The sequence below is a fragment of the Bowmanella yangjiangensis genome, from assembly GCF_017255015.1.
Taxonomy (GTDB): Bacteria; Pseudomonadota; Gammaproteobacteria; order Enterobacterales; family Alteromonadaceae; genus Bowmanella; species Bowmanella yangjiangensis.
In genome coordinates this window covers 537-18,249 of sequence record NZ_JAFKCS010000010.1, presented here as the reverse complement: position 1 = coordinate 18,249, position 17,713 = coordinate 537, and the positions used below count along the sequence as shown (strand labels likewise).

The window sequence follows — 17,713 nt, the reverse complement described above, 5'->3', positions numbered from 1 at the left end:
AATAAGTACGCGTTTATGCCCAAATTTGTCAGCGAACAGGAGTTGCCATGAAAAAGCCGACACGGAGCAGGTTAGTCAAAACCCCTGGTGTGTATATCAAAGAAATAAATCTACCGTCTGTGGTGGTGGGTGTACCTACTGCTATACCGGCCTTTATTGGTTATACCCGCCATAGCAGTTGGGATGGCCAGTCATGGTTGAATCAACCAGTAAAAATTGGCAGCTATCAGGACTTCATCGCCCATTTTGGTGCCAGCCAACCGCCCTACTTTTACTTTAACCCTGAACACCGCGCTACTAGCCATACGGTGCAGATAGCCAATCAGTACTTTAGCCTGTTGCCATGTGCAGACAGCCGTTACTATTTGGCCGATGCGGTAAAGCTGTTTTTTCAAAACGGTGGTCGGCAGGCTTATATCGTTAGTGTCGGAGAATTTGGTAAAGCCTCAAATCAGCTCCTTGGCCTTGAGCCTAACCGGCATATTCAGCTTAGTAGCCTGATGCAAGGGTTGGCGGCCCTTAAGCACTGCCCTGAACCCAGCTTGTATTTATGCCCGGATGCCATTGCCCTTAGCGACAACGATTATGCCAAACTGGTACAAGCGATGCTGGCGCAGGCCGCAGAGCTAGATTCTGCATTTTGTGTTTTCGATGTACCAGGCGGCGGTTATGACGCCATGCCGATTGATGATGTGGCCAGTCGTTTTCGCCCTTTAGTGGGCCAGCAGCACCTTAGCTATGGTGCCGCTTATTTGCCATTTATCAATACGGCATTATATGGGCAGGATGATATTACCTATCGCCAGTTTCAGGGGGGCAACAGTAAAGGCCTGGGAGAATGGCTGAATCCAGGTGTTGAACCTAAGCTTCAGGTTCTGATTGACAAGCTTCCCTATGCGGATAAATCTGAACAACTTAATTATCATCGGGCCCTGCTGGTACTGAGTCCGATTTACTACCGCTGTATTGAGCTGGCCCGTCAATGGGCTAATTTACAACCTGCTAGCGGCGCCATTTGCGGTTGTTACACTATGCAGGACAATAACTACGGTGTGTGGAAAGCCCCTGCCAATATCTCTCTTAGCAATGTGGTCAGCCTGCCAATCAATATTACTCACCAACAGCAAGAAACCCTGAATCTTGATGCAGTAAGTGGTATTTCCATTAATGCCCTTAGGATCTTTGTTGGTCAAGGCGTGCTTATTTGGGGAGCACGTACTTTGGCGGGTAACTCTGAATGGCGCTATGTGCCGGTTCGGCGCACCGCTATTTATGTGAAGCAAAGTCTGCAAACGGCTCTTAAAGCCTTTGTATTTGAGAATAATGACGCTCATACCTGGATCAGCATACGCGCCATGATAGACAGTTTTTTGCAAGGGATGTGGCGCCAGGGCGGCCTATGTGGGGCGAAAGCTGAAGATGCCTACTACGTTCAGGTCGGCCTCGGCCAGACCATGAGCGCCCAGGATATCCTGGATAAGCGCCTGATCGTGCAAGTGGGGTTGGCACTGACCCGACCCGCGGAGTTTTTGCTTATCAAGGTTGAACAACAGCAGGCCGGGTAATCCCGGCCCGCGAATAAATTAGACCCCAACTGCGGCTTGCCACTGCGGCGGCGCAGCGTGCTCAGGCTCGTCATCAAGTAACATTAGTGACGCATTTCCGCCTATGGCTGTGGTATTCACCGTAATGGTTTTCTCCAGCCACATACGTTGCAACAGCCGCAGCCCGGTTGGTTCACAAATCAGTGGCAGCAAAGGCCCGGCTCTGGAAGCCAATGCCTGTTGTACTAAAGTGTGATAGCCGCCATCCGGGGCACAGATAACCCCTTTTATGTCCGGATGCGTCAGTAGCTTTGGGGTAAATTGGGTAAGCTCTATAGGTAGCTCTGATTTTCCCAACGTTTTAAGGGCCCCGGTCAACTGACCCAAGCCGGCAATCAGCAGACCATTACCACTGATCAGTGCACTTACCAGCGCATCCTGTAAATGTGCGTCGAATCTCGCATCATATAAGTACAGCAGCCAGCCTCTTGGCTCAAAATGCAGTTCGTTACGCTCCCCGGTTGGACCCGGCAGGCAATTGGCTTTAGCCAGATACTGCCTGGCCTGAGAATACCGCTGCTCAGTTTGTTGCTGTGCAATGAATAATCCCTCCCCCATGGGCAGCAAACCAGATAATACGCCACTAAGCTTAGTCTCCCTGACCGATAAGGTCGTGGCTTGCCAGCGCAACAGTCTTTGCTTATCAATGACCGGCGCGGGTACATCCAAAGGCAGAGCATCGGGCCAGCTTGTCTGCACATTGATGCCGGTAGCCGCGGGTCTTAATAAACGACTTAAATACAAAGGCCCCCCAGCTTTAGGCCCGGTTCCCGACAGCCCTCTGCCACCGAAGGGCTGAACCCCGACCACCGCACCCACCATGTTACGGTTAACGTAAAGATTACCCACCTGAATTTGTTTGGTCAGTTGCTCCGCTCTATTGGCCAGACGTGAATGAATGCCGGCGGTTAAACCAAAACCTGTGGAGTTAATTTGCTCGACAACTTCATTGAGCTTGGCGGCCTGAAAACGAATCAAGTGTACGCAAGGGCCGAACACTTCTTCCTGTAGCTGGGAAATGTGCTTGATTTCGTACAATCTCGGGGCAAAAAAGTAGCCTTGATCCATCTCGCTGTCTGGGTTGATTTTAGCCAGTAACACCCCTTCGTTGTCCATGCGGCGGGCGTGGCGCTCCAGATTATCCAATGCCTTAGTATCAATCAGCGGCCCAATATCTGTGGCCAACAAAGCCGGGTCGCCCACTCGCAGTTCCTGCATGGCGCCTTGCAACATAGTAATCAACGCATCGGCAATATCGTCCTGCACGTACAACACCCTGAGCGCAGAGCAGCGCTGACCGGCACTTTTAAAACCTGACTGGATAACGTCATCCACGACCTGTTCTAGCAAAGCCGTAGAGTCAACAATCATCGTGTTCTGGCCACCGGTTTCGGCGATCAGTGGAATCGCTTCTCCCCGTTTAGCCAGCTGTTTAGCAATATGCGCGCAAGTGGGGTTTGAGCCGGTAAACATCACGGCCTGGATCCTGGGATCCGGCAGGGCTACCTGCCCCACTAAAGATCCTTTAGCTAAAACTATCTGTAAGGCGTTGGGGGTAAGTCCCGCCGTGTACAATAACGCTGTGGCACGAAGGGCTATCAAACTGGTTTGTTCTGCCGGTTTAGCCACCACTGTATTGCCCGCTACCAACGCGGCTACTACCTGGCCGACAAAAATAGCCAATGGAAAGTTCCAAGGACTGATGCAAAGCACGGTACCCAGCGCATTAAGTTCAGGTTGACTGGCGTATTGCTTTATCTGTACGGCGTAGTAACGGCAGAAATCCACGGCTTCGCGCACTTCTGCAATGGCGTCATCCAGGGTTTTTCCTGCCTCTTTAATGCACAGACCCAGCAACTCATCCTGATGCGTCTCAAGCAGCTCTGCAAATGCTTGTAATACCTCCGCCCTGTCGTCCGCTGTGCGAGCTGACCAGCTTTCGAATGCCGCATTGGCTTGCGTAATGGCTTGTTCAATCCCAGCCTGGTCATGTGGGATAAGTGTGGCCAGTAGTTGGCGACGATCGGCTGGATTTCTGATCTGCAGCGTCGGCGCGTCTGAGACGTTGTCGACCTTGTGCAGTGCTTGTGTCGATTGGGTTTGCCACCAGTTCTGCAAATTCACATTGAGCGCGATAAGTTCATCATCGTTATGGCTGTCCAGCCCCCGTGCATTTGGCCGTTCAGGCCCGTAAATATCAGCCGGTAAGGGAATGTGCGGGTTGCGTTTGTGAGTTTTGTTTACCAGGGCGTCGACAGGATCAGCCAGTAAACAACTCAGATCCAACTGTTTGTTTTGCACCAGGTTAACAAAGGAGGTATTGGCACCGTTTTCCAATAAGCGTCTGACAAGATAAGGTAACAAATCAGCGTATTTACCCACGGGAGCGTAGATACGGCAATGGGCTTTGCCACTTTGTACTAAATCGTTATACATGGCTTCGCCCATTCCGTGCAAACGCTGAAACTCAAAGTTGCGTCTGTCCTGGGCCATTTCCAGAATACAGGCCAGGGTGTAGGCATTGTGCGTGGCAAATTGCGGATAAATCCACTGGGCATTAAGCAGTTCCCTGGCGCAGGCCAGGTAGCTGACATCTGTACTTTGTTTGCGCGTAAAAACCGGATAGTCCGCGAGGCCTTGTTGCTGTGCCAGTTTAATCTCACTGTCCCAGTACGCGCCTTTTACCAACCGCACGTTCAGGCGACGCTTGGCTTGTTGTGCCAAGTCGGCCAGCCATTTAACCAGTGGCAATGCACGTTTTTGATAAGCTTGAACGGCCAAGCCAAATCCATTCCAATCAGCCAGCTCCGGCGCCAGGAAAACCGCTTCGATAACATCCAGTGACAAGTCCAGCCTATTGGCCTCTTCTGCATCCACCGTCAGCCCTATCTGTTGCTGCTTAGCTAACATCGCCAGGTTGAGCAAACGGGGGACCAATTCTTTCATGACCCGGTCTTTTTGTGCCAGTTCATAGCGCGGGTGAATGGCTGACAGTTTGACCGAAATACCAGGATTGGCAGCAATATCACTATGTTTACCTACCAGGGCCTGTATTGCATGTTGGTAACTGGCAAAATAACGGTCTGCATCCTGTTGAGTGCGGGCACCTTCACCGAGCATGTCATAAGAATAACGATAGCCAAGCTGCTCTTGTGATTGGGCGTTTTGGCGGGCTTTCTCGATACTTTGCCCAGTCACAAATTGCCCGCCCAGCAAGGTCATGGCAAAACCCATGGCGCTGCGCACCAAGGGGCTACCCAGCCTTTTAAGCATGCGATTGAACAGGGCTTCACTGCGTTTCTCATTGAGCATTTTCTTGCCGGTCAGTAGCCCCAGGCTGGAAAGATTTACAAACCCAGATGCACTGTTGCCCAGGTGAGCCTGCCAGTTACCCTGCCCCAGTTTTTCTGCAATCAGGGCATCGCGAGTCGCCTTGTCAGGGATACGTAATAAGGCCTCGGCGAGACACATGAGGATTACTCCCTCTTCGCTTGATAAGGCATATTCCTGTAACAGACTCTCCATCAAACCAGCGGCGGCTTGCTGCATTTGCTTGACTAACTGATGGGCCTGACATTTGGCACTGGCTTTGGCGCTATCATCGAGCCGGGCAAGTGGAATAAGCTCGGAAACCAAATCGGCTTCATCACAATGAAAATGGTCACGGATCAGTTGGCGACGCTCACAAACGGGGGGGAACGGGGCGGAAAAAAGCATGGCATTTACCTCAAAAATCGGAACTAGCGCATTGCCGCAGCATGAGCTGCAGGGCGCGGTTTATTGGGTCTGGTTGTGGCATTGACAGCCGCCTCTACGACTTCACGTATGGCGTGTGCGCAAATGGGGCAGAACTGGTTGTTTCCACCATCTCTAAACATCAGGCAATTCAGGGCTGGTCGGTAAAATTGGGTGGGGCTGTAATTCGCCCCCTGAAAGGCACCAACCTCGCCGGCAAAAGGCGCATCTTCCAACCAATGCTGATCGTTGCGCGGATTCTGCATAAAGCGTTCACGATCCCATGGGGTGGGAATGGGCGTGCCTGGCTTTATCCATTTTTGCCATTTAAGAGGCTTGCCTTTTAGTGCAGTGACATTTGGCTCGTGTGGCTCAATCACCTCGGTTGCCTTGGCATAGCCCGGCGTGTCATGAAAATACTCATCGGCCAGGCCAGCCAGGTGGTGGCCGAGTTCATGCACCAACAAAAAACGCAGGCGCGGCTCAAAAGCCGGTACCACGGTATAGGCGGCAAAAATGCCGCTGGCACTGTAGGCGGCGGAATTGGTTAAGATCACAATGTTGTCGTATGGCACTTGCATTGCGGCATTACGCAGCCTGAAATTCTCCAGGGTCAGGGCATATCGCGCCATGCCTAGTGCATTAGGGTTAACTTTTAACGCCGTATCACCGCCCAGTCCGGACGCCTTTGAAGGTAAGAACATGGCGCGGATGTTAAATGCGTCCTGCAAACTGCGGTAAGGCTCTAGGCTGAACAGCGCAGCTTTGGCCTTGTCTGCTGCAGTAAAAAAGGCCTCCTGCTCGTCTTCGATAAAACCTTCGGCAATAAACAGCAGATCCAGTTTATGTTTTGGATCGCCAGTGTGTTGCAGGTCTCGAATAACAGACTTGGCGGGCGGTTCGGCTTGTTTAGGTTGACTGTTGGCATAAATCTCGGTGCGCCAAATAGGCACAAATGGCTGGCCTTGCTGATGCAACTGACGGGCGGAGATGATCAGGGTTGAATCCTGACTGGGTGCGGGAAAGCGCACTGACTCTTCAAACCGCCCTTTCTGGCGGGTCGCTTCTACCCCTCTGGCCCAATCGGAATACACCGAGTTGAAGCTTTGTGCAAACCACGGGGTGTCGCTCCCTTTGGCAAAAAGCTCCAGCTTATAGTCGCCACGCAGCAATTCGTCAAACCAGGCAGACGACCAGGAGCCGGGTTCTTTAACCAATTTCAGTTCGCTAAACTGTTCAGGTTCACTGTGACCACCGGAATGAATAAAATCCAGTCTCCAGATGGGCGTGGCTGACGCACTGAGTAAATACAGCGAGGTAAGAAGGCCGAGCAATATACGCATAGGAATACCTTGAAAACAAAATTCAAGGCGCACGCTAAATACATTGCCCTAAGCACACAATGTCACTGGCATCCGGCGGCGGTAATCGGGGCATGAGCCCCCCGGTTGCGGTCATCAAGGGACGGGGACTTCATTGCGCAAATGCCAGGTTATTTACAATGTCGGTCAAACTTGCATTCAGTTAATAACCAGCAAGGCAGCATTGGATACAAGCATTCTACCATTCATGCACAAGACCATTTTTATTGCGGGTTAAATGTTATCAAGTTGTGATGCCGATTCCGTGCTTGCCTAAGCCTGATGATTGGCGAAATACAATAACAAACGGACAACACAACATGCATCAAGTGAATTACACCGCCAGAACCCAGCCTTTTCGCTACTCACTGCTCGTACTATCCATGATGGGGCTCGCCCCTGTTGCGCAAGCACAGGACAGCGACACCGATGTGAAGAATGAAGATCAAACTGTCGAGGTTATCGACGTTACCGGCAGCCGAATTCGCCGCACCGACATCGAAAGCCATACCCCTGTGGTTAGCTTTGATGCTGGTGATATTGCCAAAACAGGTACAGTGGACATTAATGAGCTGCTCAATGAATTGCCAAGTATGACGCCAGCTGGCGGTACTGAAACCAGTAATGCCAACGGCTATGCCGGAATAAGTCGCCAGGACCTACGCGGACTGGGCTCAAATCGAACCCTGGTGCTGGTAAATGGCCGCCGTCATGTACCTTCTTTGCCTGGTACCAGTGAGGTGGATGTGTCTTCCATACCCACGGCTCTGATCAAGCGCGTTGACATTATGACCGGTGGCGCATCGGCCATTTATGGCGCAGATGCCGTGTCTGGTGTGGTTAATATTATTCTTAAAGACGATTTCGAAGGTACTGAAGCATCAGTGTCTTATAACCAGACCGGAGACGGGGACGGTAAACGTTGGTACGGCACTTTTACCCATGGTCAGAACTTTGAAGATGGCAAAGGTAATTTTAATGTCCATGTGAGCTATCAGACATCAGACGCCGTGGAAGCCAGAACCCGAGACTATGTGGCTAATGATCTGACTTATATCACCAATCCCAACGGCGACAGCCCTGCGCAAATCCTGGCCCATCGTTCACCGCTTTATGCTACCAACGAGCGGGCCTTTTTAATTGATGGGCTACCCTATCGTTTAGATGCCAGCGGGGCATTGGTGGCCATGACCGCAGAAGGCGAAGACGTATTCGGTACCAGTACCACACAGTTAGCCGCGTTGACCGTAGATAGCAGCAACCCGAATTTTTACACCCGTTACAATTGGGGGCGACTGGCTGTTCCGGTGGATAAACTCAGCCTGAACCTTAATCTCAGCCGGGAATTGGGCAACGAGGTGCAACTAACCAGCGAATTTAAGTACGTAAAAACGGAATCAGAAAGTCGCACCGAGCCACTGGCAGAATATGGTGTTACCCGTTTGGCCCGTAACTACCCCTTTTACACCGCAGAGCAACAAGCCGAAGTGGCACGAACCGGCCAGGGCCTTTTGTTTGGTGGCTATTTTCCAGAAGTGGGACGCGCAGGCTCTGATTATGAATACGATTTATTTCAGGCCGTGGTGACGCTGGAGGGGCGAATTGGCGACGGCTATCGCTGGCAGCTAAGTGCACAGCATGGGCAAACCTCTGTGGATACCACCTATGTAAATGACTATTCACAAAGTTATTGGGACAAAGAAGTCTGGGGCACACAGGGATGGGTATGGACGGGCACTGAATGGTCCTGGGAAAGCAGTTGTGACGAAGGCTGCTCGATTAATGTCTTTCAACCTCTGAGTAGCGACACCTTGGCGGCTTTGCAGCTGGATCCTCACACCAGCAAAGCCAAATTAAAGCAAACCGTGGTCAGCGCCAGTATCGATGGCGATCTGTTTGAGCTGCCGGCCGGATACGCCAGTTTTGCTGCGGGTGTTGAGCACCGCCGCGAGCAAAGCACCAGCACCCCGTCGGACACTCAATTAAACGGGATAGGCGCAAACTATTACACGGCTAACCCCTTATCCGGTAAGTACGATGTTACCGAAGCCTTTGCTGAAGTGCGGGTACCGCTACTCAGTGACATGCTGCTGGCGGATTCAATGGTATTAAGTGGCGCCTGGCGAACAGCCAAGTACAGTACCGCTGGCACGAACCACAGTTGGATGGTTGGATTGGATTGGAATCCCTTTGATTCACTGAAACTCAGAACCAGCCGCGCGAAAGCCGCCAGAGCACCTAACATCAATGAGATCTATCAGGAAGAGAGTCAGTACTGGAACTATGTTTATGAGGTATGTTACTCCGCGTACCGTAAAAACGGCTCTGAGTACCGTGAAGCGAACTGTAATGCCCGTGGATTGGAAGACCCAGCTAACTATTACAATGACGCCCTGATTGTGTACTCCGGAAATGAGGATCTGAAAGCCGAGCGCGCATACACCTTTACGGCTGGTATGGTGTACTCACCAGAGGTGCTACAAGGCCTGAACCTGATCGTGGATTATTGGGATATCAATCTGGTTGACAAGATTGGCACCATTAACTGGAGCAGCGTGTATCCCAATTGTATGGACAGCCAGAGCTTGGATAATGTGTTCTGCGATATGTTGGAATTTCATGATGACTACACGCAGGTCAACGTGGCTTATCTGAATCTGGCCAGTCATAAAACCCGAGGTATAGATTATGCGCTGGACTACAGTTATCACTTCGCAAATTTGGGATTCAGCCTGGGACTTCGCAGTAACTGGAGCAGGCTAATGCAACGTGATCTGCAGTCGGATCCCAATGCAGAAATTGTACAAACCATGGGCGAACTGGCCTTTCCTAAATGGCGCGGTAGAAACACGCTGACCCTTTGGACAGAGGATCTCAGCCTGTCGATGGTAGGACATTACATTGGCTCGCAAACCCCGGACAACAGCAATGACCCTGCAGACTACTCTGTTTATGATACTGGCAGGCTCTGGTACCTGGATATGGGATTGAATTACCACTTCAATGACCACACCAGTGTGAATGTCTATGTGTCAAACCTGACCGGCAGAGAAACACCGCAAATCCCTGCGGCCAATACTGGCGGTGCCAGTTGGGAACAAGGCTATACTGCAGGTCTGTACACCACCCTGGGTAGATATTACAGCCTGGGTATCACCCATAAGTTCTGAGTTTGATAATAAGAAGGCCCGCCGCTTAGGCGGGCTACACGGATAATTCAATGAAGTACCTGAATTTACTGCGCGATAAATTACTGTCGATTTACACCACCATTGGTTGGCGCGACCTGGTGGTGGTATTACTGCTCAATACCCTTGGTGCCGTTTTAAACGCGTTACATTATCTGATCGCTGATGGCGCGGATTTTTCGGCTTTCTATGCCAGCATTACTGAATACATCAAGGTGTATAACCTGCTTGGTTTTGCCCTGATGTTTTCCTACCTACTTTTATCGCCAGGCCCGGATGCCAAATTAGGTTTTCTGCGCGTGATGTCAATCGGCGGCTTAGCCTTCGCCATAAGCTTGCCTGTCAGCTTCTTAATGTTCGGCTGGAGTGGTAAGGCTGTCCCGCCGTTACTGGCAGCTTCCACCTATTTGTTGGGCAACCTGCTGCTGGCTGCCTGGGCCATTTTTGTGATCATTTACGTCAAACGCCGGGAATCGCAGATTCAATTTCAAAACTTGCGCAACCAGATTGCCCAAACTACCGAGCAACGGGATAAAGCCGAGCTGGAACTGCATCTGTTACAGGCCCAGCTTGAGCCGCATTTCTTCTTTAATACCCTGGCTAATCTGCACAATCTGATAGATATCGACGGTGAACGAGCCAAACACTTGTTAGAAGAATTGACCCGTTACCTACGCTCTACCATTCCCCAATTCCGGCAACGCTTTATCAAGCTCAGCGAGGAATTGGAGATTGTCAGACGCTATCTGAATATCCAAAAGATCCGTTTTGGCGACAAATTAAATTTTCAGATTGATAGTGATGACAATTTAGCGACCTGCCCGGTGTTGCCTATGTCAGTGTTGTCACTGGTTGAGAATGCCATTAAGCATGGCATCGAAAAGACCCGACGGGGCGGTACCATTCGCATTGTAGCCACGCAGCAAGGACAAAGCATGTTGCTGACGGTTAGTGATGATGCGGATCTATTACAGGACGAACCCCAAGGAACCGGCCTGAGTAACCTGATTGCACGCCTGGAAAAAGCCTATGATGGCCGGGCCAGGTTCAGTATGTCCTGCCAGTCGCCTCTGACCGTTGCCACCTTGGAGTTACCCTTACATGGTTAATCTGATTATTGCCGATGATGAACCGATATTGCTCGATAGTCTGGCCGTTAAGCTTGGCAAATACTGGCCTCAGGCAAATATCGTAGCTAAGTGTCAGTCCGGCGAAGAAGCACTGGATGCTATACAGGAGCATGATATCCAGGTGGCATTTTTGGATATTCAAATGGGCGACCTGACGGGCATTGACGTTGCCCTTAAAGCCGGCGGTCAAAGCCACTTTGTGTTTGTCACCGCCTATGACCAGTATGCGGTATCGGCCTTTGAAACCGGGGCCATTGACTATCTGCTTAAGCCTTATTCTGATGAACGTTTGCAAGATTGCATCAAACGCGTGCAAGAGCGGCTCAACAGCCAGCCCATGGATATCACGCAGACTCTTTTGAACCTGCAGGGCGACACCAGGCAATATCTCAAACGCATTAAGGTGCAGATTGGTACGCGGATCTGGTTAGTGGCGGTACAAGATATTTTGTATTTTCAGGCCAGTGGACGGTATGTGAAAGTTGTGACCGCCGAGCGGGAGGCGCTGGTGCGCATGCCGCTTAAAACACTCTTGTTACAACTTGATCCCGAGTGTTTCTGGCAAATCCATCGCAGCATAGTGATCAACCTTAATCATCTTGATCATGTGAGCGCCAGTGAGCCCGAACAATTACAAGTATTTATGAAAGGTGTCGCCAGCGGACTGCCGGTAAGCCGCAGTTCTCAGCACTTGTTTCGCAGTATGCCCTCGGAGCTATAATGTTTAAAAGAATGTTTCCACTTGTGCTGCTCGTGCTGGCAGGCTGTGCAGCTAAACCTGAATTTCAGCGTGCCAGTCTGCTAGACACACAACATCAGCGCACTGGGGTGTTTTTTACCATTGAAACCCAACCCCTGATCGCTTCCCCCTGGGACATCCGATATCAGGCACTTCAGTTGGACAGTGATCCAAACCTGATTAACTATTTAGGCTTGTTTGAGCAGGAAGTTAATAAACTGCCTTCAGCCCTGCTCCACCTATCTGGCTTAGCTACTGTGGCTTTTGTGCGTAAGCTGGCTGTGGGAGCTCAACCTCGAGCGGCCGTACCCGATTACATACATGAAGTGTTGTATTACGATGTGGATGCGCCTGGTGATGCCTATCTTCGTCATGTTGTTCATCATGAGTTTTACCATATGCTGGAGCAGCAGCTCTATGGCAGCGCCTACTACAAGGATCCTAAGTGGCATAGCCTCAATCCTGCCGATTTTACTTATGGTAAAGGCGGTGCTTCTGCCAGAGACAGCAGCGTATCAGTGTTTAGTCATCCGCATCCAGGCTTTGTAAATGGTTATGCTATGAGTGGCCTGGAGGAAGATAAAGCCGAGATCTGGGCAATTATCTGGGCAGAAAAAAGCTGGCTGAAGGTTGCGCCACTGGTTGAATCTGACCCCATTTTGCAGCAGAAAATTCGTTTGCTCACTGCGCAAATTGAATGTTTAGCCCCAGAACTGGCCATGGCTTGGCCTGCTTACATCCAAAACTATCTTGCAGCAGGTGCAGTTTGTGCCCATGTGGACTCCATTAACGTCTCCGTAGCCCCCACTGAGACAACCCAATCCGCTGTTGGTAACCAACGAGCTGGTGAATAAGACCGCTGTGCTTCAGTGTTATTACCTGCTCATTCCGGCAAGGTAACTAATAAGATGACAACAAAAGATAAGCACAAAGCACAGCCAGATAACCAAGACGTACCTTTGCCCACGCAAAGGTACTTATTAACGCTTTCACAATTAAAGTTGCTAAGAACACCAGTTGGCCAGCAACCTGATGTGCAGGACGACGCGAGAGAGAGTTTCAGCTTTGTATTAAGTGAAAACTAACCTCAGCAAATCCGTTTCAGGCCAGCAGCCATGCATCATTGAATATGTTACACAATCAGGTTTTAACCCGGGTTTTAACAGAGAGGAGAATGTCGCGGTTGTCTAAATCCTGGATGTGCAGACTAGACTCGAGTTGCGGGCAGTCACGCTGCTCGTCCAGATGTGCAATGAGCGTATCTATGGCTTCGGCGTATTGCAGCGGGATACGTTTTACCAAGGTTTTTCCGCGTTTTGCTGGTCGCCCTGCTCCAGGCCTGGCGCCGCCTCTGGGGGCTTTTTGTTCCAGCCAATCGAGCTGAATTTCTTTTCGAATCGGTCGTCGCATCCAGTTGATTCCGTTACATAATCATGGCTTTATCAATTTGCTATTAGTCATGAATTACGTAACAAAATCAACTTTTTCTCAGCGGATACAAGCAATACTATATGTAACGAATTCAAATTCCCGCGGACACATTATGTATGACTTTAGTGTTCAACTTTGGGGAAATCATTATTGTAACCTGAGGCTTCGGTCACTCTAACCCAGCCAACAGCCTCATCTCTACCTTGCAGAAATTCAAAAGTACTGCTGGACTCAGGGTCAAAAAATAATGCTTTACCGACAGGAATAAGTGGTCGCTTTGGCTGATATTTTGTAATGAGCATCAATGTATCGTTTAGATGCAGAAATTGCATAGCGGTATCAGGTTGGGAAGCGGTAGCAAATGTGCCAACGTAGGCCGAGAGTTGTTGAGTGGCTAACGTGACGGGCTCCAATTGCCGGGGCTTAAGTACAGGCCAGTTGTAATGATGTGCCAAGGTGCGTGCAATGGCTGCCATTAAGGCAAAACCATTATCGCTATTTGTCATCAGTACCAGTCCCTGACGCTGCGCCAGCGAGCCTACCATATAACTGGTAAAACCGGCGTTACTGCCCCAATGTTCAAAAATAGTTCCCTGATCATCATGTTTTATTCTAAAAACACAACCTGTCATCTTTGTTGGCAAAAATTTGTGCTAACAAGCCTTTGGATAAGAAATCGTCGCCCTGATGGTGAAAGCTTGTCATGACTTTGTCCATGAAATGAGCTAGATCTGTTGGTGTGGTCCAAATTCCACCGGCCGCTTTAAAGGGGAACAGTTGGTAGGAGTATGGCTGCAAATCCTCGCTATAGCCCGTTGCCAATTTTTCCCGCAACCTGTCTGGCACAGGTTGCCCAAAAGAGCTATCAAGCATCCCTACTTCCTCGAGTACTAACTTGTCTAACGCAAGTTCAAAAGGCTCACCAGTTACATCCTCTATGAGTTTTTGCACAATGGCGTAACCGCTATTGGAATATCTCTCACGTTCGCCTGGACGGAATTGAATCTCTATTCCTGGCTCATTAGCTTCACCAGCCAAAAGCACAGACAGCTCAGGAATAGTTTGTCCTGGTTGGATACTCTGCCATATATGATTCTTTACCCCGGAAGTGTGGTTGAGCAAATGACGAAGCGTAATTTTTTGCTCCGAGGTATATGGACTGGCAGGTATCTGCCAATTTTTCAGCCATTGGTTTACATCACTATCAAGTTATATTTTGCCTTTATCAACCAACCTAAGGGCAGCGACAGCGGAAACCGGTTTACTTAATATGCACCGGTAAATACCGTACTGGTAGTAACAGGTTGTCTATCTGACAGATTGGCTTCACCGTAGGCTTTAACCCATAGCAACTGACCATTATCGATAAATGCCAGACTCAACCCACTTACTTTATGCGCTTCCATCATCTGTTTAATGGAATAAGTACGGGGTGTGCCCTTTAAATATTGTTGTGGCAGCAAATGTTGTTCGATAACCGGAAGGGAAGAATTCGCCAGTACTTGAAAATTGGCGAACATTAAAGAAATTGAAAAGATGCAGGCGTGTAATTTGTGCATGGTGTAGCTGTCCGTGTTAACCCATATCGGGATCTATGACGATCCCTACATGGGTTTATAGCAACACAAACATACTGTAATCGGCAAGCTCTATGATGAAGGCACTCTTACCCAGCCTTCCATCAGCACCCGTGCGCTGCGACTCATGATGGCTTTAGTGACTAGCCACTGGCCATCCAGCTGTTTCGCTTCTGCGCCGACGCGCAAGGTGCCGGAAGGATGCCCAAACACCACACTTTGCCGTTCTTTACCGCCCGCGGCCAAATTCACCAAGGTGCCGGGTATAGCGGCGGCAGTGCCAATAGCCACCGCTGCTGTGCCCATCATAGCATGATGCAGTTTGCCCATAGATAAGGCGCGCACCAGTAGGTCGATATCGCTGGCGTGCACGGCTTTACCGCTTGATGCCATATAGTTAAGCGGTGGCGCAACAAAGGCAATCTTTGGTGTATGGGCGCGGGTTGCGGCTTCACTGATATCGCTAATCAAACCCATTTTCAGCGCACCATAAGCGCGGATCTGTTCAAAGCGCGCCAGCGCCGCAGGGTTGCTGTTAATGTCATCCTGAAGTTCAGCCCCGGTATAGCCAATGTCTTTGGCATTGACGAAGATGGTGGGAATACCCGCATTGATCAGGGTGGCTGGAAAGCTGCCCACGTCAGGTACATCCAGGGTGTCCACCAAATTTCCGGTGGGAAACATTGCCCCGCCCTCACCGTCTTCATCGGCGGCTGGGTCAAGAAACTCAATCTGCACTTCGGCGGCGGGAAAGGTCACGCCATCCAGTTCGAAATCGCCGGTTTCCTGAACCTGACCAGCGGTGACAGGCACATGGGCGATAATGGTTTTTTGAATATTGGCCTGCCAAATACGAACGATGCAGTGCCCATCTTGCGGGATCCGACTGCTATCCACCAAACCGTTACTGATAGCAAAGGCCCCCACCGCGGCAGTCAGATTGCCGCAGTTACCGCTCCAATCTATAAAAGGCTTATCAATGGCGACTTGGCCAAATAGATAATCCACATCATGATCCGCCCGGCTGCTTTTACTTAAGATCACGGTTTTTGAGGTTGAGGAGGTTGCCCCGCCCATACCGTCGGTATGTTTGGCGTAAGGATCCGGACTGCCAATAACCCGCAGCAAAATCGCATCGCGGGCGGCGCCCGCTACCTGCGCCGCCTCAGGCAAATCATCCAGCTTAAAAAACACACCCTTAGAGGTACCGCCGCGCATATAAGTGGCGGGAATACGAATCTGGGGTTTGAACATAAATTTCTCCAACGATGCAGTGATGCTAACTGGCGGTACCTCTGTTGCCCTGGAATGGGCAACCAAGCATGGCAATGCTTGCGAGCATGGGAAAATCACATTTTCCTGCTGCGACGGGTTTGAATTTAAGGAGAAATTCAAACCTAAAAGATCGCCATCCGCCACGCATATAAGTGGCAGGAATACGAATCTGGGGTTTAAACATAAATATTCTCCAACGATGCAGCCAGTTGTCTATCCCCCGCAACAAACACCAAGTAGAACTTTGGTAAACCGATGTTGTTGCGGTGGGATAAGGCTTTTATCAGGCGTTGCTTGCTTCCAGGAAGTCCTGGGCAAAGCGTTGCAACACGCCGCCGGCCTCGTAGATAGACACCTCTTCGGCGGTATCCAAGCGGCATTTCACCGACACGCGCTGTGACTGGCCATCCTGACGATGGATGACCAGGGTCAGGATCGCGCCAGGCTCACGCTGGCCTTGCACATCAAAGGTTTCGGTGCCATCAATGCCCAGGGTGTTACGGTTAGTGCCGGGTAAAAACTCCAGCGGCAATACGCCCATACCAATCAGATTGGTACGGTGAATACGCTCAAAGCCTTCGGCCACTATCACTTCAACACCGGCCAGGCGCACCCCTTTGGCCGCCCAGTCCCGGGAAGAGCCCTGCCCGTAATCGGCACCGGCAATAATGCACAGTGGCTGTTTGCGCTGCATGTAAGTTTCAATAGCCTCCCACATGCGGGTAACCTGCCCTTCTGGCTCAATGCGCGCCAGTGAACCTTGTCTGACCTTGCCTGCATCGTCTTTGACCATTTCGTTAAACAGCTTGGGATTGGCAAAAGTAGCACGCTGGGCAGTCAGATGATCGCCCCTGTGGGTGGCGTAGGAGTTAAAATCTTCCTCAGGCAAGCCCATCTTGGCCAGGTATTCACCTGCGGCGCTATCCAGCAATATGGCGTTGGATGGTGACAAGTGGTCGGTGGTGATGTTATCGCCAAGTACTGCCAGCGGACGCATACCAGATAAGCTACGCTTACCCGCCAGTGCCCCTTCCCAATAAGGTGGACGACGAATATAAGTGCTCTTTTCACGCCAGTTATACAGCGGGTCGATATGGCTGCCATAGTCGACGGTTAAATCGAACATGGGGTCGTAGACCTTGCGGAAATGTTCGGGTTTCACCGAGGTGGCGATAACCGCATCAATCTCTTCATCGGTGGGCCAGATATCTTTGAGGGTAACCGGATTACCCTGGGCATCCACACCGAGCGGGTCTTTTTCAATATCAAAACGCACCGAACCGGCAATGGCATAAGCGATTACCAGGGGCGGTGAGGCTAAAAATGCTTGTTTGGCATAAGGGTGAATCCGTCCATCAAAGTTACGGTTGCCCGAGAGCACCGCAGTAGCATAGAGATCCCGATCGATAATTTCCTGCTGAATAACCGGATCCAGCGCCCCGCTCATGCCATTACAGGTGGTGCAAGCAAAAGCCACAATGCCAAAGCCAAGTTTTTCCAGTTCCGGCAATAGCCCGGCTTCTTCCAAATACAGCTGCACGGCCTTTGAGCCCGGGGCCAATGAAGTTTTTACCCAGGGTTTTCTGAGTAAACCTTTGGCGTTGGCATTGCGGGCCAATAAACCGGCGGCAATCACGTTGCGTGGATTACTGGTATTGGTACAGCTGGTGATG

General features: G+C 50.6%; 13 protein-coding genes and 1 pseudogene. 5 read left to right on the top strand and 9 right to left on the bottom strand.

Translation table 11 applies throughout. From position 1 onward, the window contains the following. The first annotated feature begins 47 nt into the window (after nt 1–47). Nucleotides 48–1,565 carry a phage tail sheath family protein gene (locus tag J0A65_RS11530; protein ID WP_206594340.1) on the top strand — a complete coding sequence of 506 codons (1,518 nt, stop codon included), beginning with the start codon at nt 48–50 and terminating at the stop codon, nt 1,563–1,565. Between the two features lie 18 nt (nt 1,566–1,583). Here the strand turns inward: J0A65_RS11530 and putA are convergent, their stop codons facing one another. Beyond that, nucleotides 1,584–5,321 carry a bifunctional proline dehydrogenase/L-glutamate gamma-semialdehyde dehydrogenase PutA gene (putA, locus tag J0A65_RS11525; RefSeq protein ID WP_206594339.1) on the bottom strand — a complete coding sequence of 1,246 codons (3,738 nt, stop codon included), beginning with the start codon at nt 5,319–5,321 and terminating at the stop codon, nt 1,584–1,586. Nucleotides 5,322–5,344: 23 nt separating this feature from the next. Then, nucleotides 5,345–6,682, bottom strand: coding sequence for a M64 family metallopeptidase (locus J0A65_RS11520; protein WP_206594338.1), 1,338 nt, complete (start codon nt 6,680–6,682; stop codon nt 5,345–5,347). A gap of 338 nt (nt 6,683–7,020) precedes the next feature. On the opposite strand from J0A65_RS11520, the gene J0A65_RS11515 reads away from it, so the two are divergent. Genes J0A65_RS11515 through J0A65_RS11500 form a run of 4 tightly spaced genes read left to right on the top strand, consistent with a single transcriptional unit; the run spans nt 7,021 to nt 12,611 of the window. After that, on the top strand, nt 7,021–9,870 hold the full coding sequence (locus J0A65_RS11515) for a TonB-dependent receptor plug domain-containing protein (RefSeq protein WP_206594337.1): 2,850 nt from the start codon (nt 7,021–7,023) through the stop codon (nt 9,868–9,870). 50 nt (nt 9,871–9,920) lie between these two features. Next, nucleotides 9,921–10,997 carry a sensor histidine kinase gene (locus tag J0A65_RS11510; protein ID WP_206594336.1) on the top strand — a complete coding sequence of 359 codons (1,077 nt, stop codon included), beginning with the start codon at nt 9,921–9,923 and terminating at the stop codon, nt 10,995–10,997. Continuing rightward, entirely contained in the window at nt 10,990–11,739 is a 750-nt protein-coding gene (locus tag J0A65_RS11505; RefSeq protein WP_206594335.1) for a LytR/AlgR family response regulator transcription factor, read from the top strand. Before J0A65_RS11510 ends, J0A65_RS11505 begins: the two co-directional genes overlap by 8 nt. Further along, the gene (locus J0A65_RS11500) at nt 11,739–12,611 is read left to right on the top strand and encodes a putative zinc-binding metallopeptidase (protein WP_206594334.1); all 873 of its coding nucleotides are present in this window, start codon (nt 11,739–11,741) and stop codon (nt 12,609–12,611) included. The genes J0A65_RS11505 and J0A65_RS11500 overlap by 1 nt, the downstream gene beginning before the upstream one ends. Before the next feature lie 286 nt (nt 12,612–12,897). Here J0A65_RS11500 and J0A65_RS11495 read toward each other — a convergent pair whose 3' ends face one another. The 7 genes and pseudogenes from J0A65_RS11495 to acnA form a co-directional block, all read right to left on the bottom strand. Continuing rightward, entirely contained in the window at nt 12,898–13,167 is a 270-nt protein-coding gene (locus J0A65_RS11495; RefSeq protein WP_206594333.1) for a hypothetical protein, read from the bottom strand. A 143-nt stretch (nt 13,168–13,310) separates the two neighbouring features. Next, on the bottom strand, nt 13,311–13,832 hold the full coding sequence (locus tag J0A65_RS11490; RefSeq protein ID WP_206594332.1) for a hypothetical protein: 522 nt from the start codon (nt 13,830–13,832) through the stop codon (nt 13,311–13,313). Further along, nucleotides 13,801–14,385, bottom strand: a pseudogene (locus J0A65_RS11485) (serine hydrolase domain-containing protein); the annotation flags it as partial. The pseudogene J0A65_RS11485 and the gene J0A65_RS11490, both read right to left, overlap by 32 nt. A gap of 68 nt (nt 14,386–14,453) precedes the next feature. Further along, on the bottom strand, nt 14,454–14,747 hold the full coding sequence (locus J0A65_RS27655) for a serine hydrolase family protein (RefSeq protein WP_206594331.1): 294 nt from the start codon (nt 14,745–14,747) through the stop codon (nt 14,454–14,456). A 90-nt stretch (nt 14,748–14,837) separates the two neighbouring features. After that, the gene (prpF, locus tag J0A65_RS11475) at nt 14,838–16,019 is read right to left on the bottom strand and encodes a 2-methylaconitate cis-trans isomerase PrpF (protein WP_206594330.1); all 1,182 of its coding nucleotides are present in this window, start codon (nt 16,017–16,019) and stop codon (nt 14,838–14,840) included. Nucleotides 16,020–16,044: 25 nt separating this feature from the next. Continuing rightward, nucleotides 16,045–16,224 carry a hypothetical protein gene (locus J0A65_RS11470; RefSeq protein WP_206594329.1) on the bottom strand — a complete coding sequence of 60 codons (180 nt, stop codon included), beginning with the start codon at nt 16,222–16,224 and terminating at the stop codon, nt 16,045–16,047. A 99-nt stretch (nt 16,225–16,323) separates the two neighbouring features. Beyond that, nucleotides 16,324–17,713, bottom strand: a 1,390-nt coding sequence (gene acnA, locus J0A65_RS11465) for an aconitate hydratase AcnA (RefSeq protein WP_232849905.1), incomplete at its 5' end; no start/stop codon positions are given.